Here is a 26,125-nt window from a genome sequence, read left to right on the forward strand (position 1 = left end):
GGAGTTGAATGAGGACAGCGATCTGGGCGGATTGCCCGTCGTGACGGGTTGCGGTCCCTTGTCCAAAGCTGAATGCGACGACGCGCTTTGCTCGGGTCTGGATCGTGCCGGATCATTCGTCTACCAGAATTCAATCGGCGGGGCGGCCTTGTTCTTGCAAGGCCATGCCGTTGCAACATCGGGGCACATGATCCTGCTCCAGAACAGGGAATTGCACCATGTCTGAGGTTTCGGTCCGTAAAACCGCCTTTTCGGTTGAAGAAATCTTTCACGAAGGAGGGCCGGCACCCGCCAAAACCTTGCGCCGCGCTGCGGGAATGGCGATCATCCACAACCCGTTCGCCGGGCGGTACGAGCCGGACATTCAATGGTTCATGGAAGATCTCAAACCTTTGGGTCTGAGCATGGCGGCCCGATTGGTGTCACTTTTGGGCGGAGCGGATCAGGTCGAAGGCTATGGCAAGGGCGCGATGATCGGCGAAGCGGGTGAGCTGGAACACGGCGCGCTGTGGCATGCGCCGGGGGGCTACGCCATGCGTGAGCTTCTGGACAATTCCAATGCCATCGTGCCCTCGACCAAGAAGGTGGTTGGTGTTGGCGGGCGGCTGGATGTCCCGATCACACATATCAACGCTTCCTATGTGCGCAGCCATTTCGACGCGATGGAAGTCGGGTTGAACGACGCGCCTAGGGCGCATGAACTGGCGTTGATTCTCGTGATGAGCACGGGCGCGCGCATCCACGACCGGGCAGGCGGGCTGGCGGCCAAGGATATTGTTGGAGAGGATGGACTGAGATGAAAGCGAAGATCCGCAAGATTGCCGTGAATGTCGAGGAAACACACCAGGAAAGCGGTCGTGCGATTTCTCCGGCGACCCGCAAGGCCGTGGCGGTGGCCGTCATCGAAAACCCCTTTGCCAACACCTATCAGGAAGACCTGACCGAGTTGATGGACATTGGTGCCGAGCTGGGCGCATTGCTGGGCCGTAAATGCGTCGAGGCCCTGGGGATCAGCCCGGATCAGGCCGAAAGCTATGGCAAGTCAGCCATGGTCGGCGAAAACGGCGAGCTGGAACATGCAGCCGCCATCCTGCACCCAAAGCTTGGCGCGCCTTTGCGGCTTGAGGTCGAAAAAGGGGCTGCATTGGTACCGTCCTCCAAGAAAATGGGCAGCCCCGGTCAGGTTCTGGATGTCCCGCTTGGTCACAAAGATGCGGCCTATGTGCGCAGCCACTTTGACGGTATCGAGGTCCGCCTGAACGATGCACCACGGATGAATGAAATCATGGTGGCTGTTGCGGTCACGGACAGCGGTCGCCCGCTTCCGCGGGTTGGAGGTCTGACCCATGAAGAGGCCGAGGGCAAAGACGGCTTGCGCTAGGGATTTCGTTGGGCTGCAGTTGCACGACCTGACTTTGGTGCGGTAAGGTTGCGCATGTCCGACATGATCGAAAAAGACGACGACGAGCAGGCCTATGTGCTGGATGAACAAGTTGGATATCTGCTCCGGCTTGCGAACCAGCGACATGCTCTGATCTTTCAGCAAAACATGTCGGAAGACCTGACGCCCATGCAGTTCTCGACGCTGATCCGGATTGCCGAACACGGAGAGTTGTCACAGAACCATCTCGGGCGCCTTGCCGCGATGGATGTTGCGACGATCAAGGGCGTGGTTGACCGGCTCAAGGCCAAGGGTCTTGTGCGCTCGACGCCGGATTTGCAGGACAAGCGGCGCTCGATCATCTCGCTCACGCAAGAGGGGCAGCGGACGGTCGGAACCCTGAAGATCGACGGAAAGTTCATTTCCGAAAAAACGCTCGATCCCCTGAAACCGTCAGAACGGAAGACACTTCTGGCCTTGCTCAAGAAGATGTCCTGACGGCCTCGATCCTTTCGGGCCCCCGTAATGTTATGTCACGCGCTCTGGCAGACGTTGTGCCGGGGGCGTGTTGCGCGATCTTTCCGAACACACGACCCCGTCAATGATCGTCATGCCGACTCCGGGCAGGTTGCCCAGTTGAACCGATTCCAGCATGGTCTTGCCCGGCGCATGCTGCGCCTGATCCAGCAGGACAAAATCCGCACATCGTCCTTTTTCGATCAGCCCGGTGTCCAGCTCCCGTTGGCGGGCGGTGTTGCCGTTGCCGAAACAGAAGGCCTGCTCGGCCGGCACATTGCCAAAGGCCGACAGCATGGCGATCATGCGCAGGATACCCAAAGGCTGCACACCCGAGCCCGCAGGCCCATCCGTGCCCAGAATGACCTGATCCAGCTTGCCAAGCTCGCGCGCGGTGTTCAGCGCCAGAACCGCCGAGCGTTCATTGCCGTTATGGACAATCTCGAATGCCGATGAGCAGCTTTCGCACAGGCAAATGATCTGATCGTCCGGCAGGGCCGAGTGCCCGCCATTGATATGGCCGATCACATCTGTGCCGGTTTCAATCACCATATCCGCATCAATGAGCCCGGAACCCGGAATAGAGGGACCACCGGTGTGGATCGTACTTTGAATCCCGTATTTGCGGGCCCAGCCCACCATTTCCTTGGCGGTCTTTCCGTCCTTGACCGTCCCAAGACCCACTTCACCCAACAGCTTGACCCCTGATCTGGCCAGTTCGGCGAAATCTTCTTCGACCATGCCATGCTCGATCACCGGGGCTCCGGCATGCACCTTTACACCGGACGGACGGAAGTTTTCGTACCAGCGCTGCGAGGCGATCGCCATGGCCTTGAGGCCAACGATGTCCTTGGGGCGTCCGGGCATGTGAACCTCACCCGCCGAGATCAGCGTGGTGACCCCACCGTGCAGCGTTGAATCGATCCAGTGCAGTTGTTGTTGACGAGGCGTGTAATCGCCAACGACCGGGTGGACATGGCTGTCGATCAGGCCGGGTGCCAGTGTCACGCCATGGGCGTCGATCTCTGTTGTGGCGTTTTCACAATCCAGATCTTTCTCATATCCCCAGGCGTCGATTTTCCCGTCGATGGCAATCAGGCAATCGCCATCAAGGATCGGCTCTTCCAGCTTGCCAGACAAGATTTGCCCAATGTTTCGAATGACCAATTTTTTCAAGGCAGCCTCCTGAGTGGTGGGGTTTTTCATTTGTATACGAATATCCGGGCGCGGTTTCGTCAAGTGAATTCGCAGCGCCCTGCACAAATCCTATCGATGTTGACAGGCTTGTTCCATTCTGCATAATCATTCGTATACAAATGAATGAAAGGCGAGAAACATGTCTTTGGATGCCGCAGCAGAGAAACCCGCGTTCCCGGTGCCCGCCGGTGTTTTCGCGCAGACCGTAACATCTGTCGAGCACTTCACGGACAGGCTGTTCAAGTTCCGGATCACCCGGCCCTCGTCTTTCCGGTTTCGATCGGGTGAATTCGTGATGATCGGCCTGCCAAATGCCGAAAAGCCCGTGTTTCGAGCCTATTCCATCGCCTCCCCAAGCTGGGACGAAGAGCTTGAGTTCTATTCGATCAAGGTTCCCGACGGGCCGTTGACCGAGCATCTGCAAAAGATCAAACCCGGCGACACCGTGCTGATGCGCAAGAAGCCAACCGGGACTCTTGTCAATGACGCCTTGTTGCCCGGCAAACGCCTTTGGATGTTCGCCACAGGCACCGGCATCGCGCCTTTTGCCAGCCTGATCCGCGATCCGGAAACCTATGAGAAATTCGATGAGGTCATCCTGACCCACACCTGCCGCGAGGTCGGCGAGCTGAGATATGGTCAGGAGCTGGTCGGTGCATTGAAAGATGACCCTCTGGTGGGTGAATTTGCCCAAGGCCTGCGCCTTTACAGCTCCACAACCCGTGAAGATTATCCGTTCATGGGACGGATTACCGACCTCATGGCATCAGGCAAGCTGTTTGGCGATTTGGGTGTGCCACCGATCTCGCCGGAAACGGATCGCGGCATGATCTGCGGCTCGATGGAGATGTTGCGCGATACCAAGGCAGCGCTTGAAACATTCGGACTGGTCGAAGGGTCGAATAATCGCCCCGACACATTCGTCGTCGAACGGGCCTTTGTCGGCTAGGCTCAGCCGGATCAGAGCAAGATCAGGCTGATCTCTGGCACAAGAACAAACAGGATCAGGGCCAGAAGTGTCACTGCAAAGAATGGCAATGCGATCACGAACACCGAAATCGGACTGACCTTCGCGACATTGGCGGCGATATACAGACCGATACCCACGGGGGGCGACAACAGCCCGAGGATCAGGTTGATCGACACCACGACGCCAAAATGTATCGGATCAATACCGTAAACCTCGGTCGCAATCGGCAGCAGGATCGGCACCACCATGATCAGCCCTGCGATACCGTCAATCACGGTTCCCACCAGGATCAGGATCACCAGAACAAGAAGCAGAAAGGCGGTTGGCGACTTGGCAACCGTCTCGATCCATGCAGCCACCGTCTGGGGCACTTCGCCAAAGACCAGCACCCATGAAAACACACCAGCCGATGCAACAAGAAACAGAACCAGCGCCGAGTTGATCCCGGTCCGCAGCAGGATCGGCCCGAAATCCGAAAACTTCAGGGTCTTGGTAAAGAAGATCCCCAGGATGGCAGCGCAGAGCGCGCCAAGCGCTGCTGCTTCCGTGGGTGAGCCGAAACCACCCATGATCGTCCCGATGATGATGGCCGGGATGGCAAGCATGGGCAGCGCATCGCGCAAGGACTTGAACCGCTGTCCCCAGCTCTGGACTTCGCCCCGCGGATAGTCATGCCAATAGCCAAGCAGGGCAATCGTTCCCATGAACAGGCTGGTCAGAATGAGACCCGGCAAAAGACCCGCGATCAACATGTCACGCACAGCAAGCTGCGCCAGCACCGCATAGACCACAAAGACGATTGACGGCGGAATGATGGGCCCCAAAAGCCCCCCGAATGCCGTCACGGCCGTGGAAAAATCACGCCGATAGCCCTCTTTCTCCATTTCGGGAACCATCACCCGCGTCATCATCGCAATCTGCGCGGTCGCAGAACCCAGAATGGAGGCGACCATCATGTTGGCAATGAGATTGATATAGGCAAGGCCACCCTTCAGCGATCCGACAAAGACCGCGGCCAGTCGGATCAAACGCTGCGTGATCCCGGTTCCGTTCATCAATTCTCCGATCAGGATGAACAGCGGGATGGCAAGAAGGCCGAAGTTGTTCAGCGAACTGAACATCTGCAAACCAAAGCTGTCCAGCAGGACGGTGTTGCCCGAGGTTTGGATAAACACCAGCGCCGAGGCGCACAGAACGATCCCGATCGGCAAGCCGACCATGACAAGAACAAGAAACGCCAAGGCCGTCATTGCACGACATCCATCGCAAGCCCGGCGGGGTCTTCGGGACGCTCAAGCCAGCCGAAGTCCTCGAAAAGATTGGTCAGCGCGTGGATCGTGATCGCAACCGCAAAGAACGGAATGACCAGGTAAAACAGGAACGCCGGAACCGCCATGACGGGGGTCTGGTCGGTGTAAATGAAGTTGAAGGTCGCCGCCTGAAAGGCGGTGGCGTCAAACCCTGCCTTGGCGATTTCAACCGGATCGAACCAGCGCACACAGAGATAGCACAGGATGATCCCGAAGACGGTGGCCAGCGCAGAGACCAGAGCATGAAGGATCCGCCGGCCCTTGGACGACATGAACTCATGCAGCAGCAGAACGGCAGGATCGATCCGCGCGCGCAACATCAGGGAGGCTCCGACAAAACCGGACAGTATCATGGTGTAGACGCCGATTTCGTCTGCCCAGGCAATGGTGATTCCGACCATCCGCAAAAGGACGTTCATCAAGACAGACAGCGTCAGCGCGGCAATCAGGAATTTCAGCAAGAACCGCTCGAACGCACTGAGCCATGCCGAGAGCTTGCCGAAGATCATGGGGATCATGGTTTTGCCTAATCAAAAAAGAACTCCGGCGGCCAGGGTATCGGCCGCCGGAGTGTGCAACAAGGGTTTAGAACGTTGCAGCCAGGGCGCGCAGGCGCGCAAGGTATGGTGTCTGTGCGGACCATTCCGCATCCCAGCGCTCGACGATATCCCCAAAGAACTCAGGGCCCACGTTTTCAACGATTGTGAGTCCTTCGATGGCTTTTAGGCGTTCCAGCTTGCTTTCCTCTTCGGACACAAAGAGATCAATCGTGCGATCACAGTGTTTCTGCGCGGCTTCCTGGACGATCGCCTTGTCCTCGTCCGACAGCTGCGCCCAGACGCGACCCGACACCAGGGCGACCATTCCGAACAGCTGGTGGTTGGTTTCCAGCATGTTCTTGGCGTGGTCATAATAGCCAAAGTTCAGAATGGATTCGTGGTCCATGTCGATGGCGTCAATCTGACCGTTTGCCAGGGAATCATACACCTGCGTCAGCGGCATGGGTGCCGGGGCGGCTCCAAAGGCCTCGAAGAAGGTCTGGATCGGAGGGGCCGGTGTGATCCGGAAGCGCAAACCATCAAGATCCTCAACCGAGGTGATCGGCTCCTTTGCCATGACCTGGCGCATCCCGGTCATCGCATAGCACAGTCCCACGGTTCCCGTCGCCGCAGGCAGGGCATCAAGGATTTCGCGCGCTTCATCCGAACGCAGGATCTTGGCCGCATCCGCGATATTGGTGACCAGGAAAGGCGCGTGCAGCGCGCTCATGTCAGGTACCCGCAGTGTCAGGCCCGCAGTTGTCAGCCATGCCATGTCCAAAGCGCCTGTCTGCAACTGCTGCAGCATCGTGCCTTCATTGCCCAGCTGTCCCGATGGGAATGCGGTCACGCCAAGCCGGCCTTCGCTCATTTCGCCAAGGGTGACGCCCATTGCGTCGACTTCTTTGTTCCAGACGTGCACGGGTGGTGTGATCAGACCGACCCGAAAGTTCTTGTCCTGGGCAAAACCCAGTGACGGGGCTGTCACAGCCGTGACGATTGCCAGGGCGCTTAGAAAATTCTTCATTCCGTTCCTCCTGTTAAGATTATAGCCCACAAGCAGCTTTTTCATCGCCTGGTGGCTTCCGTTTCAAATCCGCAACGCTTCTTATTATCGTTTGTATAGAAACATGTTTGGGGGGGAGGGCATCTGTCAAGAAAAATCAACGGCACCCCGTGGTCTCTGTCCTGCAAGGCTGCGTCGTTGGTTGAGTTCTGAGCATCCGATCTGGTGACGGATGTCTCCGCGGTCTGTTGTCTTGGTTTGGCTGAGGCCAAGTTGGTTTTGGGCTGAAACTGAACGGGGCATTCGCCTTAACGCAGTTTTCCGCCTCTGCCTCTATCCGCCCGAACACGGGCATCGGCGGCATCACTCCCACCCAGAAACTGAAAACGGCCGTGTGAATTCTACGGATGCACCCCGCCAAGAATGGGGGGATTACCTGATCAGCCGCTGGGCTCTGCGAAGAAGATCCGCACAGTCTGTGCCTGTTGAGCGGGTGTCGATCAGGCTATTCAGCGCGCGGTCGATGTCATCGAGGTAGGTGTCGGCCTGATTTGCCTCCCCATTTCTGGAACGTCTCGGTCCGGATATCGAAATGAGCGGTCTTTGCAGTTTGGCTCAGATGGATTTCACGCACCTTCCGTGCCGGATTGAGCATGCGCTTCGCGCTTGATTGGGGTCATGTCGAGCAACCCGGCGTCGCCAGAGCGCTTACCTTCCATCAAGGCAACACGCAGGCGTGCCCGCTGGCCTTCCTGCGCTTCGATCAGGCGCAAGGACGCGCGGATCAACTGGCTGGTTGAACCATGACGGCCCTCGTTCAGCATCAACGCGATAAATTTTTCCCAATGCGGGCCAAGCGTCACGCTCGTTACTGCAATGTCAGCCTCCGTCGGCACGCATAAATGTCAAGTATAGGTATCACAGGCATTTCAACCAAAGGAAACGGTCGGCAACCCGCTCAGCAGTAGCCTTCGACCCCGACCCATTGCTCGTGGGTGTAGCGATCACCATGCGCCCAACCGACAGGAAGAACCTCTTCGATCGCGCCCATGATCTGGTCCGTCATGGCGAATGAACTGCCTGCCACACATTCCGTCAGATGATCCGCACTGCGTGTTCCCGGAATCGGGATCAGATGCTCTCCACGCGCCAGACACCATGCGATGGCCAGAACAACGGGAGTTGTCTCCAGATCGCGCGCCAAGGCTTTGAAGGCGTCGATCTTCTGAATGTTGTAGCTGAAGTTCGGTTCGCTGAAACGCGGCGTGCCCAGTCTGAAATGACCTTTTTCGAAGGTGCCGGGATCAGGTGGCGTTGATGCAAACATCCCGCGTCCCAGCGGAGAAAACGGCACGAACGCGACGCCAAGGTCTTTGCAGGCCTGGATCATCCCAAGTTCGGGTTGGCGGGTCCACAGAGAATACTCGCTTTGAACCGCATCCACATCGCCCACGGCGCAGGCGCGGCGCAGCGTGGCTGGTGAGATTTCCGAAAAGCCGATCCCGCCGATCTTGCCCTCGGCTTTGAAGGCCAAAAGCGTGTCCATCAGATCTTCGATGGCGACCTCCTGATCGCGCCGATGAATATAAAAGAGATCCACGTGTTCCAGCCCAAGGCGGGACAAGGAGCTTTCCAACTCGCCACGCAGGTAGTCCGCCTTGTTGTTGAACCCGCGCTGCCCGGTCTCGGGATTGCGCCAGATCCCGGCCTTGGTGGCGATCGTGAAACGACCGGCATCGCCCTTCAGGAACGACCCGATGATCTGTTCGGACACGCCCATTCCATAGACATTCGCCGTATCAAGAAAATCCACACCAAGCTCGAGAGCGACCGACAAAGTGTTGTGCGCTTCTGCCTCGGTGGTCGGTCCGTAAGACCCGCCAAAGCTCCAGCATCCCAAACCGACCTCGGAAACCATTTTGCCGTTTCGCAGGATTTTACGTGTCTTCATGATCGTCCTCATTGATGTGATCGCTGCAGCTTGGCCCCTCTCTAGCAAGGATTGCGCCCGGTGCGACAGGGCTAACCCGCATGACAAGGGCGATGGGCCCGCAATCGCGTTCCAGATCAAGGACTTCGACCCGCATTGTATTGCGACGCCCGCACCAATCGCTAGAGTGACCCGAAACCGGACCTTGGGTCAGAAAGGGTGGTGCATGTCTGCACGCAATATCTCGATCATCGGGCTTGGCTCGATGGGCTATGGAATGGCGCAATCCTTGCTGCGCGCCGGCCATGCCGTGCAGGGGTTTGATATCAACCCGGCCACGTCCGCGCGCTTTGCCTCCGAAGGCGGGCTGAGCGGCACACAGCCAGACGCAGCCGCGCGTTGTGATATCCTGGTTGTGGTGGTTCTGAATGCCGCGCAGACCGAAACGGTGCTGTTTGGCCCTGATGGCTGGGCCTCGCAGCTCAAACCGGGCGCGACGGTGATCGCATGCGCCACGGTTGCGCCTGACTTTGCCAAGGATATGGAAGGCCGTTGTGGCGCGCTTGGGCTGAACTATCTCGATGCTCCGATTTCGGGCGGGGCGGCCAAAGCGGCCTTGGGCAAGCTCAGCATCATGGCCTCTGGAAGCGCGGCCGCCTTTGATGGCGCGGCACCGGCATTGGATGCAATGGCCGAGACAGTCTTTCGCCTTGGAGATGCAGCCGGGGCCGGATCGGCAATGAAGGCCGTCAACCAGATGCTGGCGGGCGTCCATATCGCCGCCATGGCCGAGGCGCTGACATTCGGCATGACCCAGGGAGTCTCACCTGACACTTTCGTCAAGGTGATCAGCCAATGCGCGGGCACAAGCTGGATGCTGGAGAACCGCGCACCGCATATCGTGGAGGGCGACTATAGCCCGAAATCTTCGGTGGATATCTGGCCCAAGGATCTGGGCATCGTGCTTGATATCGCCAAATCGTCCAAGTTCGGTGCCCCTTTGACAGCCGCCGCACTGCAACAGTTCCTCGCGGCCTCAGGCTCCGGTCTTGGCGGCGAGGATGACGCGGCTGTTGCCAAGGTCTATGCGCGCAACGCAGGCCTTACCTTGCCGGGTGAGCGTTGATGCGTCTGGGCTGTATCGGAGACGATTTCACCGGGTCCAGCGATCTGGCCAACACGCTTGCCAAACAGGGCATGCGCACGGTGCAATACACCGGAGTTCCCAATGGGCCAGCCAGCGCGGATGTAGACGCGGGCGTTGTCGCGCTGAAAACCCGGTCGATTCCTGCGGCGCAAGCGGTGGCACAATCGCTTGCTGCCCTGGACTGGTTGAAAGACCAGGGATGCGAGCAGTTCTATTTCAAATATTGTTCCACCTTTGACAGCACAGCCGAGGGCAACATCGGCCCTGTGGCCGAAGCCCTGGCGGACGCCCTTGGTGCAGAGGCCGTGATCGTCTGCCCCGCGTTTCCGGGCACGGGCCGGTCGATTTATCAGGGGCATTTGTTCGTGAATGACAGGCTCCTGAACGAGAGCGGCATGCAAAATCATCCGCTGACGCCCATGACCGACCCCGATATCCGGCGTGTGCTTGCAGCTCAAAGCACAGGACCGGTCGGGCATGTCGATGCGCGCAGGGTTCTGTCAGGTGCCAAGGCGATCCGCGCCGCCTTGGACGCCGAAGCCCGCGACGGCAAACGCCTGATCGTCGTCGACGCGCTGCAAGATGGGGACCTGACGCAGATCGGGGCCGCAGCCAAAGGGCTGGTCCTGGTCACGGGCGGATCGGGTGCCGCATTGGGATTGCCAGCAAACTTCGGGATTTCCGCCAAAGCCCAGAGCACATGGACGGGTGAGCCGGGCAAATGCGTCATCCTTTCAGGCTCCTGTTCGATCGCGACGCGCGGCCAAATCGCACATCACAAGGCAAACCATGCGTCATTGGAGGTGAGCGCAGAGGCGCTGTTTGACGGGCGCATCACTTCAGGTTCTGCGGCCGATTGGCTGCTGGAACAGGAGGGCCTGCCGCTGGTCTACAGCTCGGCTGATCTGGCGATTGTCGCGCAAGCACAGGCCAGATACGGGCGCGAGGAAAGCGCTGCGGCGTTCGAGCAATTCTTTGCGGATGTCGCGCGGCGGTGCACGGCAGCAGGCATCACCAAACTTCTGACCGCAGGGGGCGAGACATCGGGCGCGGTGGTCGAGGGCCTTTCGCTTTCGCAACTCGAGATCGGACCCGAGATCGACCCCGGCGTGCCCGCTTTGCGCGCCGGCAAGACCCTTGTGCTGGCGCTGAAATCCGGCAACTTCGGAAGCGAGGATTACTTTGAGAAAGCCGCCAAGATGCTGACGGGACACCTCACATGACGACTGCCTTGCGTGAACAGATATGCCTACTGGCCAAGTCGATGTTTGATCGCGGTCTGACCGGCGGCAGCACCGGCAATATCTCTGCGCGCACCGAGGATGGTGGTCTGCTTGTGTCACCGACAGGCACGAGTTTCGGACGGCTTGATCCCGCAAGGCTCAGCCACTTTGATGCGCAAGGCAGGCTGATCGGGGGTGATCCGCCCACCAAGGAAATGCCGCTTCATTCCGCGTTTTATGACACGCGCAGCAGCGCAGGGGCCGTGGTTCACCTGCATTCCTGTCACTCGGTCGCCTGGTCGATGATGCCGGAGGTGGACCCGGACAACTTTCTGCCACCTATGACACCCTATGCGATCATGAAACTGGGCCGCGTCAAACTGCTCCCGTTTTTCCGCCCCGGCGATCCGGCCATGGGCGAAGCCGTGCGCGGACTGGCCGGCAAACGCTCTGCCGTGATGTTGGCCAACCACGGCCCGGTGGTCGCAGGCAAAGACGTCGAGGCCGCCTGCAACGCCATAGAAGAGCTTGAGGATACCGCCCGGCTGGCCATGATGATGCGGGGAATCCCGGCCAGGGTGCTGACACAGGCCCAGGTCGCCGATCTGGTGACCCATTTCGATATTGAATGGGACGACTGATGCGGTTTTCCGCCAACCTTGGCTTTCTATGGTCCGACCTGTCCCTGCCCGACGCCATTCGCGCCGCCAAAGCCGCAGGGTTTGACGCCGTGGAATGCCACTGGCCCTATACCGTGCCCCCAGCCCTGATAAACGCAGCGCTGGCAGAAACAGGCCTGAAACTATTGGGTCTCAACACGTCGCGCGGCGATGTGGAGGCGGGCGAAAATGGCCTGTCGGCACTTCCCGGGCGCGAGGCGGATGCGCGCGCCGCGATTGATCAGGCTGTCGCATATGCCATCGAGGTCAGGGCCGCCAACATCCATGTGATGGCCGGCTTTGCCGCCGGGGCCGAGGCGCATCAAACATTCGTTGAAAACCTCCGCCATGCCTGCGCCGCGGCGGCCCCCCATGGCATCACGATCCTGATCGAGCCGCTCAACAGCTATGATGCACCGGGTTATTTCCTGCAAACCACGTCACAGGCAGTTCAGATCCTGGGCGAGGTAGATGCGCCAAACCTCAAGCTGATGTTTGACTGCTATCATGTACAACTGATGGAAGGCGATCTGAGCCACAGGCTTGCAAGGCTGAAGCCGCAGATCGGGCACATCCAGTTTGCCAGCGTCCCCGATCGCGGTGCCCCGGATCAGGGTGAGGTCAACTATGCCCATGTTTTCGCGGTGATTGATCAGATGGGCTATGACCAGCCATTGGGCGCGGAATACAAACCCAAGGGGCCGACGGATGACACTCTGGACTGGATGCAGCGTCTCAGGTAATCCAATCGCTGTGTCAGGAATGGGAACTGCAACCGCTCGGGCTAACATGCGTCAGCGTCGCGGAACTCGTGGCGAAGTATAAGGGAACAGAACGCTGATCTTTGTCCGCCCGGTTTCCGGGCAAGGGCAACAAGTGGCGTTCGGGGACAGCGATCTGCCGATCGCCACCCTGCCAACCCAAACTCCGCAGGACAATGTGTCGATCCAGGCCGCACCGGTCTGGGCGCAAATATGTCGGAGCAAAACATCATCAAGGAGTTTCATTGATGGCCAAACTGACAAAGACGACCCTGTTCAAAGCAACCCTACCCCGGGCAGAAACGCCCATGGACAAAACCACCCGTGCCGCGCGGATCATCCTGGATGGAGAAGCCGAAAACCGCCAACTCAAGACAGCCCGCCTGCGCAAGGCGCGTCTGGAAAGGGAAGCCAGCCCGTCTTCCAAACCCATCCCCGCGGCACCCAAGGCAAAGCGCAGAACGCCCCAGATCAAAGCCGCCAAATAGGGCTGTTTCGTCATGGGCGCAGACCGCAACGCATGGCTGTCAGTGTCGAAGACTTGCTCTGAACTTGAGCAAGGTCACGCCAGGCAAGACAGGACACACTGATATGTCGGGACAAGTGACAAGCGCGTTTTGAATTGCTACATGACCGCGAACATTCTGTCATCAACGTCACAAGAAGGGCTTACAGACCTTGCAGATCGCGCAAACCGCTCTTCCCGGAGTCATGATCCTGACGCCGGTGCGCCATGGCGATGACCGGGGGTTTTTCTCGGAAAGCTGGAACAAGGCCCGGCTTGCCGAGCATGGGATCACCGTCGAATTCGTGCAGGACAACCATTCTCTCAGCCGCGATGTGGGCACTGTGCGCGGCCTGCATTTCCAGACCCCGCCCCATGCACAGGTCAAACTGGTGCGCTGCGGGCGCGGGGCGTTTCTGGATGTGGCGGTGGATATCCGGCGTGGCTCTGCGACATTCGGGAAATGGGTGGGCGTTGAACTGACAGCCGAAAACGGGCGGCAACTGCTGGTTCCCGAAGGGTTTGCCCATGGTTTTGTCACCCGCGCCCCGGATACCGAGATCGTCTATAAATGCTCTGATTACTATGCGCCCGAGTGTGACCGCGCGCTGATGTTTGACGACCCGGCCCTTGGCATCGACTGGGGCGTGACCCGTCAGAACGCCATCCTCAGCAGCAAGGACGCGGCTGCGCCGGCGCTGGCCGATCTGGACAATCCCTTTGTCTGGGAGGAAGGCGCATGACACTTCTGATCACTGGCGGCGCGGGGTTCATCGGATCGGCCGTGGTCCGCCTTGCCGTGTCGCGTGGCCTTGATGTGGTCAACCTGGATGCGCTGACCTATGCCGCCTGCCTCGACAATCTGGCAGCGGTGGCAGATGCCCCCAACTACAGCTTTGTGCACGCCGATATTCGGGACGCAGATGCGCTCAGGAACATTTTCGCGCGCCACGCACCTCATGCGGTGATGCATCTGGCGGCAGAAAGCCATGTCGATCGGTCCATCGACGGGCCCGGGGCGTTCATCGACACCAATGTGACCGGCACCTACCACCTGCTCGAGGCCGCACGCGCCCATTGGGAAGGACAGGGCCGGCCCGACGGGTTTCGTTTCCATCATATCTCGACGGATGAAGTCTATGGCTCGCTCGGGGCCACCGGTCAGTTTACCGAAGACACGCCCTATGCACCGAACTCACCCTACTCTGCGTCCAAAGCGGCCAGCGATCATCTGGTGCGCGCCTGGGGTGAGACCTATGGGCTGCCCTATGTCATCACCAATTGCTCGAACAATTACGGCCCCTACCACTTTCCCGAAAAACTTATCCCGGTTGTGATCCTGAACGCCCTGGCCGGTCAGCCGATCCCGGTTTACGGCAAGGGCGAGAATGTGCGCGACTGGCTTTACGTCGAAGATCACGCCGATGCGCTGCTGACCGTGCTGCAGAACGGGAGAACGGGGCGCAGCTATAACATCGGCGGTGAAAACGAGGCGCGCAATATTGATCTGGTGCGGCTGATCTGTGCCATCCTTGATCGCTTGCGGCCCCGCCCGACGCCTTATGGCGATCTGATCCGCTTTGTGACAGATCGTCCGGGCCATGATCTGCGCTATGCGATTGATCCCACGCGCATCCGCACCGAACTGGGCTGGCGCCCATCCATCACGCTGGAAGAGGGGCTGGAGCGCACGGTGCGCTGGTATCTCGACAACGAACCGTGGTGGCGCGCCCTGCAAAGCCGCGATGGTGTGGGCACACGTCTGGGCACGGCATAATGCGGGTGCTGGTCTTTGGACAAAGCGGTCAGGTGGCGCGTGAACTGGCCGCTTTGGCCTCGGGCGATCTCATGGTTCTGTCTCTGGGTCGCGCTAAAGCGGATCTGGAAGATCCGGGGGCCTGCGTGGACCATATCGCGTCGACAGATGCGGATATCGTGATCAATGCGGCCGCCTATACGGCTGTCGATGCCGCGGAAGAACACGAAGCGATCGCCACCCGCATCAATGGCAAGACCCCCGGTGCAATGGCCGAAGCTGCCGCGGCACGGGGTTTGCCATTCCTGCATATCTCGACCGATTACGTCTTTGACGGCACCGGTGAGACACCGTTCAAACCTGCAGACCCCACGGCTCCTCTGAGCGCCTATGGCCGCTCCAAGCGGGCCGGAGAAATCGCCATTGCTGCGGCGGGCGGGGTGCATGCCATCCTGCGCACGTCCTGGGTGTTCTCGGCCCATGGGTCGAATTTCGTGAAAACCATGCTGCGTCTGAGCGAAAGCCGCGACAGCCTGAACGTGGTTGACGATCAGATCGGTGGCCCGACCCCGGCAGATGATATCGCGCGCACATTGATCCGCATGGCGCGCGCTTTGAAGGACGGGCAAGGCGGCGGCATCTATCACTATGCAGGCGCACCAGTGGCAAGCTGGGCCGATTTCGCCCGTGAAACGTTTTCCCAGGCGGGGCGGCGGACCGCAGTGCAGGGCATCCCCAGCTCTGAGTATCCCACACTAGCTGCGCGCCCGCTGAATTCCCGGCTTGATTGCGCCACTCTGAAGACAGATTTCGGCATTACGCAACCAGACTGGAAAGCGGGGCTTACCCGCGCGATTGAGGCAATGAGCAAATGACACGCAAGGGCATCATTCTGGCCGGCGGCACGGGCACGCGGCTTTATCCGATCACCATCGGAATCTCGAAACAGCTTGTGCCGATCTATGACAAACCGATGATCTATTATCCGCTTTCGGTGCTGATGCTGGCCGGGATCCGCGAGATTGCCGTGATCACCACCCCGGAAGATCAGGACCAGTTTCGCCGCACGCTGGGCGATGGCAGCCAATGGGGGCTGAGCCTGAGCTATATCGAACAGCCCTCGCCCGATGGGCTGGCGCAGGCCTATCTTCTGGCCGAGGACTTTCTTGCCGGCGCGCCCTCGGCCATGGTGCTGGGCGACAACATCTTCTTTGGGCATGGCTTGCCCGAAGTGTTGGCGGCTGCAAATGCGCAGGAAACAGGCGGCACCGTCTTTGGCTATCGCGTGGCTGATCCCGAGCGCTATGGCGTGGTGGATTTCGACGATGAGGGCCGCGCCTGTGCCATCGTGGAAAAGCCACCTGTCCCACCGTCGAACTATGCGGTAACCGGGCTTTATTTCCTGGACGGCACGGCACCCGAGCGCGCCCGTCATGTCACCCCCTCCCCTCGCGGAGAGCTTGAGATCACCGCCCTTCTGGAGATGTATCTGGCCGATGCTGCCCTGAGCGTGCAGCAGATGGGTCGGGGCTATGCCTGGCTTGATACGGGAACCCATGGCAGCCTGCTGGATGCGGGTAACTTCGTGCGCACGCTCTCGGAACGGCAAGGCCAGCAGGTTGGCAGCCCCGAAGAGATCGCGTGGAGTCGGGGCTGGATTGATGACACCGCCCTGCGCGCCCGGGCGGCTGTCTTTGGCAAGAATGACTACGGTGCGTATCTTTTGCGACTGCTTGAGCAATAAGCGCCGGGTACAGATTGACAGCCCACCCTTTCCGCGCCGATACACGAAGGATATCGAAAGCAGATTAAGGCAGGGCAATTCAAATGAAGATTGCAATGATTGGCACCGGCTATGTCGGTCTTGTCTCGGGCGTGTGTTTCTCGGATTTCGGACATGAGGTCGTCTGCGTCGACAAGGACCCTGCCAAGATCGACAAGCTGAACGCGGGCCAGGTGCCGATTTATGAGCCGGGCCTTGATCAGCTCATGGCCAAGAATGTCGCGGCCGGACGTCTGTCGTTCACCTTGAACCTCGAAGAGGCGATTGTGGGGGCCGAAGCCGTCTTCATCGCGGTCGGCACGCCCACCCGGCGCGGCGATGGCCATGCGGATCTGACCTATGTGATGGCCGCTGCAGAAGAGATCGCCAAGGCCGCCAAAGACTATGTTGTGATCGTGACCAAATCGACCGTCCCCGTGGGCACCAACCGGCAGGTGAAGCAGGTGGTCAGGAAGGCCAATCCTACTCTTGAGTTCGACGTGGCATCAAACCCCGAGTTCCTGCGAGAAGGGGCGGCGATTGATGATTTCATGAAGCCCGACCGCGTGGTTGTCGGCGTTCAGAATGACCGCGCCGCCGAGGTCATGTCCGAGATTTATCGCCCGCTTTACTTGCGCGATTTTCCGATCGTCACCACCGATCTGGAAAGCGCCGAGATGATAAAATACGCCGCCAACGCGTTTCTGGCGACCAAGATCACCTTCATCAACGAGATCGCCGCCCTTTGCGAAAAGGTCGGTGCCGATGTCAAACAGGTCAGCCATGGCATGGGTATGGACGGGCGCATCGGCAACAAGTTCCTGCATGCCGGGCCCGGCTATGGTGGATCGTGTTTCCCCAAGGATACCAAGGCGCTGGCGCGGATCGGTCAGGACTTTTCCTCGCCGCTGCAGATCGTCGAGGCAGTTATCAAGGTGAACGACCAAACCAAGCGACGGATGATCGACAAGCTGCAGGACATGTGTGACGGCTCGTTCAACGGCAAGACCGTGGCTGTTCTGGGTGTCACCTTCAAACCCGACACCGACGATATGCGGGACGCACCCAGCCTGACCATCGTTCCTGCTCTGGTCGGAGGCGGTGCCAAGGTACGCGTCACGGATCCGCAGGGCCGTCACGAGGGCGAAGCACTGTTACCCGGCGTGCATTGGTTTGACGATGCCTACAAGGCCGCAAAGAATGCGGATCTGGTGGTGATCCTGACCCAATGGAACGAGTTTCGCGCGCTTGATCTCAAGCGGCTGGCCCGCAAGATGGCCACGCCCCGCCTTGCGGATCTGCGCAACGTCTACTCGGCACGCGACGCCAAACGCGCGGGCTTTGTGATGTATGAAAGCATCGGCCGTCAGGGCTTTGTGGCCACTGATCAGGACGCTGAAGAGCTATCCGAGGCATTGATCTGACGGGTCGGTCTTTCGACACCCTGCACGCGAAAACGCGGGCGAAAGGATTTGCGGACGGGGACAGACGCCTTGGTGCTTGATCTGACCAAGGGTTCGACAGGGCGGCGCGGTAGCGCATTGCACATAAGATGGAGTATGAGTGCGCCATATACCGCCAGGCGCATCACATCCGAAAAGAACTTGCGGCACTCACGGTTCAATTTCAAATACCAATCAAAGAAATCGCCTTTTGTCACCATATTCTGGGGGTTTGCCTTGCGCCGGAGAGGCCTTTTGCCTACCAGAGACGTCGATATTGGAGTACGAACTCATGGCACCAAAAGCGCTGATCACAGGCATCACCGGGCAGGACGGATCCTATCTGGCCGAGTTCCTTCTGGGCAAAGGCTATGAGGTTCATGGCATCAAACGCCGGGCCTCGTCGTTCAACACGCAGCGGATCGATCACATCTATGAAGATCCCCATACCGACAATGCGCGCTTTCATCTGCATTACGGTGATCTGACGGATACGTCGAACCTCACGCGGATCATGTCCGAGGTGCAGCCTGACGAGGTTTATAACCTTGGCGCGCAATCCCATGTCGCGGTCAGTTTCGAGGCTCCGGAATACACCGCAGATGTGGACGCGATCGGCACGCTGCGTCTGCTCGAGGCAATCCGCTTCCTGGGTCTGGAAAAAAAGACGCGGTTCTATCAGGCCTCTACCTCCGAGCTTTACGGACTGGTGCAGGAAACACCGCAGAAGGAAACGACACCGTTTTATCCCCGCTCCCCTTACGCGGTGGCCAAACTCTATTCCTATTGGATCACGGTGAATTACCGCGAGGCCTATGGGCTTTATGCCTGCAACGGCATCCTCTTCAATCACGAAAGCCCCCGGCGGGGAGAAACCTTCGTGACCCGCAAGATCACCCGCGGTCTGGCCAACATCGCCCAGGGGCTCGAGAAATGTCTTTACATGGGCAATATCGATTCACTGCGCGACTGGGGCCATGCCAAGGATTATGTGCGCATGCAGTGGATGATGTTGCAGCAGGATACGGCCGAAGACTTTGTGATCGCAACGGGCCTGCAATATTCAGTGCGCGAGTTCATCGACTGGTCTGCACGCGAGTTGGGTATCACCCTGCGCTTTGAGGGAGAGGGTGTGAACGAGATCGCCGTGGTGGACAGCGTGAGCGGCGACAAGGCACCTGCGGTCAGTCCGGGCGATGTGCTGATGCGGATTGATCCGAAATACTTCCGCCCCGCCGAAGTGGAAACGCTTCTGGGCGATCCCGGCAAGGCCAAGGCCAAGCTGGGCTGGGAGCCCGAGATCACGGTGCAGGAGATGTGCGCCGAGATGGTGGCCGAAGATCTCAAGACCGCGCGCCGTCATGCGCTGTTGAAAGAACATGGTATGGATCTGCCCGTCAGCCTCGAAGGCTGACCCTGCCCCAAGCCGAGAGAGTGCGCGAGATGAAGATCTATATCGCAGGTCACAGAGGGATGGTCGGAGGCGCGATCCTGCGCCAGCTCGAGGCACGCAAGGCCGCGGGCGAAGATCTGACCCTGATTACCCGTACACATGGCGAGCTGGATCTGACCGATCAGGCCGCCGTGCGCGCCTTTTTCCACAGCGAACGTCCCGATCTGGTGATCCTGGCTGCCGCCAAGGTGGGTGGCATCATGGCCAACAACACCTATCCGGCGCAGTTCATCTATGAAAACCTGATGATGGAATGCAACGTGATCCATCAGGCCTATGAGGCCGGGGTGACGCGGTTGCTGCAGCTGGGCTCAAGCTGCATCTATCCCAAGCTGGCCCCGCAACCTATGGCCGAGGATGCACTGCTGACCGGGACGCTAGAGCCCACGAATGAGCCCTATGCCGTCGCCAAAATCGCCGGGATCAAGCTGTGTGAAAGCTACAACCGGCAATATGGCACGGATTATCGCAGTGTGATGCCGACCAACCTCTATGGGCCGGGCGACAACTTTCACCCCGAGAATTCCCATGTGGTGCCCGCCCTGATCCGCCGCTTTCACGAGGCGGTAGAAGCTGGAAGCGATGAGGTGGTAATCTGGGGCACCGGCACGCCCTATCGCGAGTTTCTGCATGTGGATGACATGGCCGCGGCCTCGCTTTTCGTGCTGGATCTCGACAAGGCGGTCTATGACGCCAATACCGAACCCATGCTCAGCCATATCAACGTGGGCACAGGGCAGGATGTCACCATTGCCGAACTGGCCCGGACCATCGCCGCGATCACCGGGTTCACCGGGTCGATCTCATTTGACGCCAGCAAACCCGATGGCACCCCGCGCAAGCTGATGGATGTCTCGCGACTGGCGGCGATGGGCTGGCGGGCCGGGATCGGCCTGCAAGACGGTCTGCGCGACGCCTATGCCTGGTTCGTGAGCCAGCACGCCAAAGCCCCCTGAGGAGAGAATGATGACCACAATCACCCCCATTCTTTTGTGCGGCGGCTCTGGCACGCGACTCTGGCCGCTCAGCCGGAAATCCTACCCCAAGCAATTCGTGCCACTTGTGGGGGAAGACACCCTGTTTCAGGCCTCGGCCAAACGCCTGTCAGGGGCTGATTTCAGCGCGCCCATGGTGCTGACCAATTCCGATTTCCGCTTCATTGTCACTGAACAGCTGTCAGAAGCCGGGATCGATCCGGCGGCCATCCTGATCGAACCCGAAGGGCGCAACACCGCGCCTGCGGTTCTGGCCGCCGCCCTGTGGCTTGAGAAAACCAACCCCGAGGCGCTGATGCTGGTGGCACCGTCCGATCACGTGGTGCCCGACGCCCCCGCCTTCCGCGCCGCCGTGGCCGCCGGTGTGCCCGCGGCTCAGGGCGGAGATCTGGTCACCTTCGGGATCAAACCCGCCCATGCCGAGACCGGCTATGGCTATCTTGAGCTGGCCGAAGATCCCGGTGATTTCACCGCCCGCCCCCTCAAGCTGATCCGGTTTGTCGAAAAACCCGACGCCGCCCGCGCCCAAGAGATGCTGGCGGCTGGGAATTACCTCTGGAACGCCGGGATATTCCTGTTCTCGGTCAAGACCATCCTCGCCGCCTTTGCGGCCCATGCGCCGGGCTTGGTCGCTCCGGTGCGCGCTGCGGTCGATCAGGGCAAGCCTGATCTGGGCTTCCTGCGGCTTGATCCCGAGGCCTGGAGCACTGCGGAAGATATCTCGATCGACTATGCCGTGATGGAGCGGTCCGAGAACCTATCGGTCGTGCCCTATGCGGCCGGCTGGTCGGATCTGGGCGGCTGGGACGCGGTCTGGCGCGAAACGTCACAAGATACCCGCGGGGTGGCTCTGTCCGGCCATGCCACGGCGATTGATTGCGACAACACCCTGCTACGCTCGGAAGATGACTCCCTCGAAGTCGTCGGCATCGGTCTGAAGAACATCGTCACCATCGCCATGCCCGACGCCGTGCTGGTCGCCGACGCCTCGCGCGCGCAAGACGTCAAGGACGCCGTCGCCGCGCTCAAGAAGAAAAAGGCCAAACAGGCAACCATGTTCCCCAAGGACCACCGCCCTTGGGGCTGGTTCGAAAGCCTGGTCATCGGCGAGCGCTTCCAGGTCAAACGCATCCACGTCCACCCCGGCGCGGCCTTGTCTTTGCAATCCCACCACCACCGCTCCGAACACTGGATCGTGGTGGAAGGCACCGCCAAGGTGACTGTCGATGACGAGGTCAAACTCATCAGCGAGAACCAGTCCGTCTACATCCCCCTGGGGGCCATCCACCGCATGGAAAACCCGGGCAAAGTGCCCATGGTTCTGATCGAGGTGCAGACCGGGACGTATCTGGGGGAAGATGACATCATCCGCTACGAGGACGTCTACGCGCGGGAGTGAACGCGACGGAGCCATGTTCTGGCCTTGCCTGCGGTTTTGCGCAGAGCAAGTACGTTCAGGGATGGTTGTTGGTTAAACAGGTGTTTGCCAGCTTGCATGGTCTTCTGCGTCTGGCTGAATGATAGGCTCTGTGTTCGGCAGAGGTCCTTTTGGACAACCCGCCCAGATGCCGTTCCATTGCCAAGGCAGCCTGCCTTTCGTGGCATTCTTGCGGGGCGGGATGACGGCAAGGGCACCGCGGTCGGCGATGGCATCGTGGCATTTGCAGGTGCTGTAGGCACCATCTGTCGTGACGCTGCCGATCTCCTGGCCCTCCGGGATCTGTTTGAGCAGATCGGGTAGCACCGGCGCATCACCGATGTGGCTCCCGGTGATCTCGACCGCCCGGGTCTCCAATGTTTCTTCGTCAGTCCCGAGATGGATCTTGCGCCAGACTCGCCGTTTTGGGCCACCGTGCTTGCGGGCGTGCCATTCGCCTTCACCCTCGACCTTGACGCCCGCACCTGCTTGTAGGCACGGCATCCGAGCTCATGGTCGGATCGAACCAGATCGTCAGCGAGCCGCAGCGCTTAAGCGCTTCGTTATAGGCCGACCAGGTCTTGTTCTTGTAGGTCCGGGGTGTGGGTCTGCTCATGCAGACCAGCTACCACGATGGATTCATGAGATGAATCCCTCACGGGATTTGTGCGACACAGCCGATCGACTCCCCAAATGGCCGATAGCATTGGCTCGCAGGCGATCAAACTGCTTGAGACACGCACTTGCCAACAAGATGCAGCGTCGTTGAACAAAGGCAATCGTGGCCGCGCCCGGCTTCCGCCCCACGACGCATCTTTGCGCCCAAGACGTCATAAATTTGCATAAAATTCCACCCAGATACTGTTGCAAAGGCACCGCAATTTCGCACAAACGCTGTTATTTTCCGTTGGGTAATTTAACGCACATCTTTGGTCTGCTAAATGTTGTATGATTGATAAAGAGGCTGTGCGTGAGGCAGGCGACCCGAATATTTGCTGCGCTGTCAGCAGTGTGCGGCCTATGGGCCAGTCCTGTGCTGTCGCAGACGCTGTCGACCTATGGCACGCCGGGTCTTGTGGACATGCCCACGGCCGAAGTTCTGAATGACGGAGATGTGGCGCTGACCGCCAGCGTGTTTGACGGCGCGTTGCGGACCACCTTCACGTTTCAGGTCCTGCCCAGGGTCTATGGATCGTTTCGGTACTCTGTTATCGATGACTTCAGCGGCCCCGGTGCAGACCTCTACGACCGAAGCTTTGATTTTCACTATCAGATATTGGACGAGGCCCGGGACGGTTTTGGCCTTGCCATTGGCCTGAGGGATTTTGGTGGCACTGGGATTTACCAGGGGGAATACCTTGTCGCCACAAAAACTTTGGGCAATCGGCTCAAGCTGACCAGCGGTATGGGCTGGGGGCGATTGGCTCAACGCGGGTCGTTTACCAACCCTCTGGGCGTGATTGATGAGCGCTTTGAAACGCGCCCTCCTGCGTTCGGCCCGGGCAACCTTGGTGGTCAGTTCTCTGCCAGCAGCTGGTTTCGTGGCCCGGCTGCGATTTTCGCGGGTGCCGAGTATCAGGTGAATGATCGCCTGAGTTTTCAGCTCGAGTATTCGACAGATGCCTATAACACTGAAAGAGCTGGCGGCAGCTTGATCGAGATCAACACCCCGTTCAATGTCGGAATGAACTACAGGTTCGGGAACGGTTCGAGCTTGCGCGGCTATGTCATCGGCGGGGCACAGGTCGGCATTCAGTACAGCTATGTATTCAATCCTGCACAGCCCCGCTTTCCGGGTGGGTTGGACAAGGCCCCGCTGCCGATTCCGCCGCGCAATCAGGCCATACTGGCAAGTGTTGATCTGAGTGAGCCTGCCGCGCGGGCCCAAGCGGAACGTCTTCTGGCGCGGCTGATGTCGGATGAGGGGATGGAACTGCAGGCTTTGAGCGTTCAGGGCAATCAGGTGACAGCCCGGATCGAGAATCGACGCTGGAACCAGAATGCCCAGGCGGTTGGGCGCGCCGCGCGTGCCATGGCGAATGCTTTGCCGGCCAATATCGATGTGTTCACGATCACGTTTCAATCCGGCGGCGTGCCGATCAGCTCGGTCACGCTTGCCCGGTCAGATCTGGAAGAGCTGCAAACCGACTTTGATGGTGCATGGCGGTCATTGGCTCGCGCCGAGATTGTCGACGCGCCTTTGACCGGGCGATCGGATGAACTGCCCGGAGTCTTTCCGAACTTCGAGTATGGAATCGGACCCTATTCCGCGTTTTCGTTTTTTGATCCCGACAGTCCAATCCGATACGAATTTGGCGTCGAGTTTACGGGAACATATGAAGTCAGCCCCGGCCTGAGCCTTTCCGGAACCTTCAGACAGCCGGTTGTCGGCAACATTGCCGACGCGACCAGGCAGTCCAACTCGGTCTTGCCGCGGGTGCGGACGGATGTCGTGCTCTATGCGCAGCAATCGGATCTGCAGATGAACGATCTGACAGCAGAGTACATGTTCCGCCCGGGCAAGGATCTGTTTGGGCGGGTAACCGCGGGATATCTGGAAAGCATGTTTGGAGGGCTGTCCGCCGAGGTGCTCTGGTATCCGATTGACAGTCGACTGGCGCTGGGTGCCGAGATCAACTATGCGCGCCAGCGCGATTTCGACATGCTGTTCGGTTTTCAGGACTATGATGTCATCACCGGCCATGCGTCAGCCTATTACGACCTGGGCAACGGGTTCCGCACTCAGCTGGATGTGGGCCGCTACCTGGCTGGTGACTGGGGCGCGACCTTCACGCTGGATCGGGAATTCAACAATGGCGTCAAGATCGGTGGCTTTTTTACCTTGACCGATGTCTCGCCTGAGGAATTTGGCGAAGGGTCCTTTGACAAGGGCATTCGCATCGAGATTCCTTTCTCCTGGCTGACCGGGCAACCGTCGCAAGACAACTTCACCCAAGTGATCCGCCCTGTGCTGCGCGATGGTGGCGCGCGCTTGAACGTACAGAACCGCCTATATGGCGTGACGCGGGACTACCGCGCCAAAGAACTGAGTGACGGCTGGTCGAGGATCTTCCGATGAGCAGATTGCGGTCCTTGTGTCTTGTTGCGGTCTGCTTGGTGTTTGCGGCCTGTGGGACCGTTACGGATGACGGATCGTTGTTTGATCAGTTGGTGTCGCGGGTTCAGGAGTCTCAGGATGAGGCGCGCTTTGGTGCGCTTCGCACAGCGGATGCGCCTGTTCTGCAGATCGCGATTCAAAAGCGTGAGCAATCCGGGAGCCTGTTGCTTGAACGGCGCGATGGCCCATTTGAGTACTGGCTGAGCAGCGACGGTGTGCAGATCATTTTGGAAGATGGAATGGTGCATGGCGTGCGTGGGTTGGGTGACGGTCTGTTGGCCTCGGAACTTTCGGAACCGCTTGCGCGTCTGCGGGGCTTGCAGGAAGGACCATCTGATCGGTTCCATAGCTACCTGGATGGCAATGACATGGTTGTAACACGGACCTATCGGTGCGCGTTCCGGGAGGTTCGGAATATCCCGATCGATGTGGAGGGTGGCCAGTTCGACACTGTGCTTTTCCGGGAGTCCTGCAACAGTCTCGACCAAAGTTTTGAAAACTTGTATTGGGTTGACACAATAACCCGTCAGATCGTGCAATCGCGGCAATGGATCGGGCCGTTTACCGAGGCCTTATCGACAAGGATCGTCCTGCGATAGGTTGGGGCACAGAAACAGGCATGGCTGGGATCTGCCGTGAGTGAGGAGAACAGACGGTGAAGAAGATTATTTTACTGGCATCGGTGATGGCTCTGGTTGGGTGCAGCACAGTCTATCGATCTTCATCCGTTTTGCCCGGGGTCAACGATTCCACCTCTGTCCGTGTTGTCCCGATGACGGCCGAAACGGTTATTCAGGCCAACAAATCCTCCTTTACCCCAAGAACCCTGCCTGCCGTGTTCTCGATGACGGCTGGGACGGGATCCGGATTGCGCGGCCCTGGTCCTTTGCCGGAACCGTCCTTTGAAGAGGAATTCCGCCCCGATCGCCTTGCCTTGCGCGTTCCTCCGGATGCGAACCCGGGGCCTTACCAGATCGGCATTGGAGATGTCGTGCTGTTGGCCACCCCCTCTGCGGGATCCACGGTTGAGGAACTCAC

At 59.3% G+C, this 26,125-nt stretch carries 25 protein-coding genes and 3 pseudogenes; 21 read left to right on the forward strand and 7 right to left on the reverse strand.

Going from position 1 to position 26,125, the window contains the following annotated elements; translation table 11 throughout:
- The 4 genes and pseudogenes from WAO69_RS09850 to WAO69_RS09865 form a co-directional block, all read left to right on the forward strand.
- Positions 1 to 226: pseudogene (locus WAO69_RS09850) on the forward strand (UPF0280 family protein); the annotation flags it as partial.
- Positions 219 to 800, forward strand: a complete 582-nt coding sequence (locus tag WAO69_RS09855; RefSeq protein ID WP_422178539.1) for an amino acid synthesis family protein — start codon at positions 219 to 221, stop codon at positions 798 to 800. The pseudogene WAO69_RS09850 and the gene WAO69_RS09855, both read left to right, overlap by 8 nt.
- Positions 797 to 1,381: an amino acid synthesis family protein gene (locus WAO69_RS09860; protein ID WP_422178541.1), complete on the forward strand. Its 585-nt coding sequence runs from the start codon at positions 797 to 799 to the stop codon at positions 1,379 to 1,381. Before WAO69_RS09855 ends, WAO69_RS09860 begins: the two co-directional genes overlap by 4 nt.
- A 54-nt stretch (positions 1,382 to 1,435) precedes the next feature.
- Positions 1,436 to 1,879: a MarR family winged helix-turn-helix transcriptional regulator gene (locus WAO69_RS09865; RefSeq protein ID WP_422178543.1), complete on the forward strand. Its 444-nt coding sequence runs from the start codon at positions 1,436 to 1,438 to the stop codon at positions 1,877 to 1,879.
- Positions 1,880 to 1,909: 30 nt separating this feature from the next.
- Here the strand turns inward: WAO69_RS09865 and WAO69_RS09870 are convergent, their stop codons facing one another.
- The gene (locus WAO69_RS09870) at positions 1,910 to 3,103 is read right to left on the reverse strand and encodes an amidohydrolase family protein (protein ID WP_422178545.1); all 1,194 of its coding nucleotides are present in this window, start codon (positions 3,101 to 3,103) and stop codon (positions 1,910 to 1,912) included.
- Positions 3,104 to 3,233: 130 nt separating this feature from the next.
- On the opposite strand from WAO69_RS09870, the gene WAO69_RS09875 reads away from it, so the two are divergent.
- Positions 3,234 to 4,043, forward strand: coding sequence for a ferredoxin--NADP reductase (locus WAO69_RS09875; RefSeq protein ID WP_422178547.1), 810 nt, complete (start codon positions 3,234 to 3,236; stop codon positions 4,041 to 4,043).
- Positions 4,044 to 4,054: 11 nt separating this feature from the next.
- Here the strand turns inward: WAO69_RS09875 and WAO69_RS09880 are convergent, their stop codons facing one another.
- The 5 genes from WAO69_RS09880 to WAO69_RS09900 form a co-directional block, all read right to left on the reverse strand.
- The gene (locus tag WAO69_RS09880; protein WP_422178549.1) at positions 4,055 to 5,314 is read right to left on the reverse strand and encodes a TRAP transporter large permease; all 1,260 of its coding nucleotides are present in this window, start codon (positions 5,312 to 5,314) and stop codon (positions 4,055 to 4,057) included.
- Entirely contained in the window at positions 5,311 to 5,892 is a 582-nt protein-coding gene (locus WAO69_RS09885) for a TRAP transporter small permease (RefSeq protein ID WP_422178551.1), read from the reverse strand. Before WAO69_RS09885 ends, WAO69_RS09880 begins: the two co-directional genes overlap by 4 nt.
- Before the next feature lie 67 nt (positions 5,893 to 5,959).
- A complete protein-coding gene (locus WAO69_RS09890; RefSeq protein WP_422178553.1) occupies positions 5,960 to 6,940 on the reverse strand; it encodes a TRAP transporter substrate-binding protein in 981 nt (326 codons plus the stop codon).
- 605 nt (positions 6,941 to 7,545) lie between these two features.
- Entirely contained in the window at positions 7,546 to 7,815 is a 270-nt protein-coding gene (locus WAO69_RS09895) for a type II toxin-antitoxin system ParD family antitoxin (protein WP_422178555.1), read from the reverse strand.
- 62 nt (positions 7,816 to 7,877) lie between these two features.
- Positions 7,878 to 8,870: an aldo/keto reductase gene (locus WAO69_RS09900; RefSeq protein WP_422178557.1), complete on the reverse strand. Its 993-nt coding sequence runs from the start codon at positions 8,868 to 8,870 to the stop codon at positions 7,878 to 7,880.
- 205 nt (positions 8,871 to 9,075) lie between these two features.
- Between WAO69_RS09900 and ltnD the strand changes: the two genes are divergently transcribed.
- The 13 genes from ltnD to WAO69_RS09965 all read left to right on the forward strand — a co-directional run bounded on the left by ltnD (position 9,076) and on the right by WAO69_RS09965 (position 21,951).
- On the forward strand, positions 9,076 to 9,975 hold the full coding sequence (gene ltnD, locus WAO69_RS09905; RefSeq protein ID WP_422178559.1) for an L-threonate dehydrogenase: 900 nt from the start codon (positions 9,076 to 9,078) through the stop codon (positions 9,973 to 9,975).
- Complete coding sequence (gene otnK / locus WAO69_RS09910) at positions 9,975 to 11,219, forward strand: 3-oxo-tetronate kinase (RefSeq protein WP_422178561.1); 1,245 nt, start codon at positions 9,975 to 9,977, stop codon at positions 11,217 to 11,219. The genes ltnD and otnK overlap by 1 nt, the downstream gene beginning before the upstream one ends.
- A complete protein-coding gene (locus WAO69_RS09915; protein ID WP_422178563.1) occupies positions 11,216 to 11,860 on the forward strand; it encodes an aldolase in 645 nt (214 codons plus the stop codon). The genes otnK and WAO69_RS09915 overlap by 4 nt, the downstream gene beginning before the upstream one ends.
- Positions 11,860 to 12,621: a hydroxypyruvate isomerase family protein gene (locus WAO69_RS09920; RefSeq protein WP_422178565.1), complete on the forward strand. Its 762-nt coding sequence runs from the start codon at positions 11,860 to 11,862 to the stop codon at positions 12,619 to 12,621. Before WAO69_RS09915 ends, WAO69_RS09920 begins: the two co-directional genes overlap by 1 nt.
- Before the next feature lie 266 nt (positions 12,622 to 12,887).
- Positions 12,888 to 13,127 carry a hypothetical protein gene (locus WAO69_RS09925; RefSeq protein ID WP_422178567.1) on the forward strand — a complete coding sequence of 80 codons (240 nt, stop codon included), beginning with the start codon at positions 12,888 to 12,890 and terminating at the stop codon, positions 13,125 to 13,127.
- Between the two features lie 190 nt (positions 13,128 to 13,317).
- Positions 13,318 to 13,887 carry a dTDP-4-dehydrorhamnose 3,5-epimerase gene (gene rfbC / locus WAO69_RS09930; RefSeq protein ID WP_422178569.1) on the forward strand — a complete coding sequence of 190 codons (570 nt, stop codon included), beginning with the start codon at positions 13,318 to 13,320 and terminating at the stop codon, positions 13,885 to 13,887.
- Positions 13,884 to 14,921 (forward strand): dTDP-glucose 4,6-dehydratase, encoded by a 1,038-nt coding sequence (gene rfbB, locus WAO69_RS09935; RefSeq protein WP_422178571.1) that lies wholly within the window; start codon positions 13,884 to 13,886, stop codon positions 14,919 to 14,921. The genes rfbC and rfbB overlap by 4 nt, the downstream gene beginning before the upstream one ends.
- Positions 14,921 to 15,775 (forward strand): dTDP-4-dehydrorhamnose reductase, encoded by an 855-nt coding sequence (gene rfbD, locus WAO69_RS09940; protein WP_422178573.1) that lies wholly within the window; start codon positions 14,921 to 14,923, stop codon positions 15,773 to 15,775. The genes rfbB and rfbD overlap by 1 nt, the downstream gene beginning before the upstream one ends.
- Positions 15,772 to 16,644, forward strand: coding sequence for a glucose-1-phosphate thymidylyltransferase RfbA (gene rfbA, locus WAO69_RS09945; protein WP_422178575.1), 873 nt, complete (start codon positions 15,772 to 15,774; stop codon positions 16,642 to 16,644). The genes rfbD and rfbA overlap by 4 nt, the downstream gene beginning before the upstream one ends.
- 83 nt (positions 16,645 to 16,727) lie before the next feature.
- A complete protein-coding gene (locus WAO69_RS09950; protein WP_422178577.1) occupies positions 16,728 to 18,086 on the forward strand; it encodes a UDP-glucose dehydrogenase family protein in 1,359 nt (452 codons plus the stop codon).
- Between the two features lie 310 nt (positions 18,087 to 18,396).
- Positions 18,397 to 19,518, forward strand: a complete 1,122-nt coding sequence (gmd, locus tag WAO69_RS09955) for a GDP-mannose 4,6-dehydratase (RefSeq protein WP_422178579.1) — start codon at positions 18,397 to 18,399, stop codon at positions 19,516 to 19,518.
- Positions 19,519 to 19,547: 29 nt separating this feature from the next.
- The gene (fcl, locus tag WAO69_RS09960) at positions 19,548 to 20,513 is read left to right on the forward strand and encodes a GDP-L-fucose synthase (RefSeq protein ID WP_422178581.1); all 966 of its coding nucleotides are present in this window, start codon (positions 19,548 to 19,550) and stop codon (positions 20,511 to 20,513) included.
- Positions 20,514 to 20,523: 10 nt separating this feature from the next.
- Positions 20,524 to 21,951 (forward strand): mannose-1-phosphate guanylyltransferase/mannose-6-phosphate isomerase, encoded by a 1,428-nt coding sequence (locus WAO69_RS09965; protein ID WP_422178583.1) that lies wholly within the window; start codon positions 20,524 to 20,526, stop codon positions 21,949 to 21,951.
- A gap of 177 nt (positions 21,952 to 22,128) precedes the next feature.
- Here WAO69_RS09965 and WAO69_RS09970 read toward each other — a convergent pair.
- Positions 22,129 to 22,585: pseudogene (locus WAO69_RS09970) on the reverse strand (transposase); the annotation flags it as partial.
- A gap of 417 nt (positions 22,586 to 23,002) precedes the next feature.
- On the opposite strand from WAO69_RS09970, the gene WAO69_RS09975 reads away from it, so the two are divergent.
- The 3 genes and pseudogenes from WAO69_RS09975 to WAO69_RS09985 all read left to right on the forward strand — a co-directional run.
- Positions 23,003 to 25,048 (forward strand): YjbH domain-containing protein, encoded by a 2,046-nt coding sequence (locus WAO69_RS09975; protein ID WP_422178585.1) that lies wholly within the window; start codon positions 23,003 to 23,005, stop codon positions 25,046 to 25,048.
- Positions 25,045 to 25,686, forward strand: a complete 642-nt coding sequence (locus WAO69_RS09980) for a YjbF family lipoprotein (protein WP_422178587.1) — start codon at positions 25,045 to 25,047, stop codon at positions 25,684 to 25,686. Before WAO69_RS09975 ends, WAO69_RS09980 begins: the two co-directional genes overlap by 4 nt.
- Before the next feature lie 56 nt (positions 25,687 to 25,742).
- Positions 25,743 to 26,125, forward strand: a pseudogene (locus tag WAO69_RS09985) (sugar transporter); the annotation flags it as partial.

It is taken from the genome of Aestuariivita sp. (genome assembly GCF_049276915.1).
GTDB lineage: Bacteria > Pseudomonadota > Alphaproteobacteria > Rhodobacterales > Rhodobacteraceae > Aestuariivita.

Bases quoted from the DNA above. Each gene is read 5' to 3' on its own strand.
- WAO69_RS09855 (WP_422178539.1), top strand. From the start codon at position 219: ATGTCTGAGGTTTCGGTCCGTAAAACCGCCTTTTCGGTTGAAGAAATC.
- WAO69_RS09860 (WP_422178541.1), top strand. From the start codon at position 797: ATGAAAGCGAAGATCCGCAAGATTGCCGTGAATGTCGAGGAAACACAC.
- WAO69_RS09865 (WP_422178543.1), top strand. From the start codon at position 1,436: ATGTCCGACATGATCGAAAAAGACGACGACGAGCAGGCCTATGTGCTG.
- WAO69_RS09870 (WP_422178545.1), bottom strand. From the start codon at position 3,103: ATGAAAAACCCCACCACTCAGGAGGCTGCCTTGAAAAAATTGGTCATT.
- WAO69_RS09875 (WP_422178547.1), top strand. From the start codon at position 3,234: ATGTCTTTGGATGCCGCAGCAGAGAAACCCGCGTTCCCGGTGCCCGCC.
- WAO69_RS09880 (WP_422178549.1), bottom strand. From the start codon at position 5,314: ATGACGGCCTTGGCGTTTCTTGTTCTTGTCATGGTCGGCTTGCCGATC.
- WAO69_RS09885 (WP_422178551.1), bottom strand. From the start codon at position 5,892: ATGATCCCCATGATCTTCGGCAAGCTCTCGGCATGGCTCAGTGCGTTC.
- WAO69_RS09890 (WP_422178553.1), bottom strand. From the start codon at position 6,940: ATGAAGAATTTTCTAAGCGCCCTGGCAATCGTCACGGCTGTGACAGCC.
- WAO69_RS09900 (WP_422178557.1), bottom strand. From the start codon at position 8,870: ATGAAGACACGTAAAATCCTGCGAAACGGCAAAATGGTTTCCGAGGTC.
- ltnD (WP_422178559.1), top strand. From the start codon at position 9,076: ATGTCTGCACGCAATATCTCGATCATCGGGCTTGGCTCGATGGGCTAT.
- otnK (WP_422178561.1), top strand. From the start codon at position 9,975: ATGCGTCTGGGCTGTATCGGAGACGATTTCACCGGGTCCAGCGATCTG.
- WAO69_RS09915 (WP_422178563.1), top strand. From the start codon at position 11,216: ATGACGACTGCCTTGCGTGAACAGATATGCCTACTGGCCAAGTCGATG.
- WAO69_RS09920 (WP_422178565.1), top strand. From the start codon at position 11,860: ATGCGGTTTTCCGCCAACCTTGGCTTTCTATGGTCCGACCTGTCCCTG.
- WAO69_RS09925 (WP_422178567.1), top strand. From the start codon at position 12,888: ATGGCCAAACTGACAAAGACGACCCTGTTCAAAGCAACCCTACCCCGG.
- rfbB (WP_422178571.1), top strand. From the start codon at position 13,884: ATGACACTTCTGATCACTGGCGGCGCGGGGTTCATCGGATCGGCCGTG.
- rfbD (WP_422178573.1), top strand. From the start codon at position 14,921: ATGCGGGTGCTGGTCTTTGGACAAAGCGGTCAGGTGGCGCGTGAACTG.
- rfbA (WP_422178575.1), top strand. From the start codon at position 15,772: ATGACACGCAAGGGCATCATTCTGGCCGGCGGCACGGGCACGCGGCTT.
- WAO69_RS09950 (WP_422178577.1), top strand. From the start codon at position 16,728: ATGAAGATTGCAATGATTGGCACCGGCTATGTCGGTCTTGTCTCGGGC.
- gmd (WP_422178579.1), top strand. From the start codon at position 18,397: ATGGCACCAAAAGCGCTGATCACAGGCATCACCGGGCAGGACGGATCC.
- fcl (WP_422178581.1), top strand. From the start codon at position 19,548: ATGAAGATCTATATCGCAGGTCACAGAGGGATGGTCGGAGGCGCGATC.
- WAO69_RS09965 (WP_422178583.1), top strand. From the start codon at position 20,524: ATGACCACAATCACCCCCATTCTTTTGTGCGGCGGCTCTGGCACGCGA.
- WAO69_RS09980 (WP_422178587.1), top strand. From the start codon at position 25,045: ATGAGCAGATTGCGGTCCTTGTGTCTTGTTGCGGTCTGCTTGGTGTTT.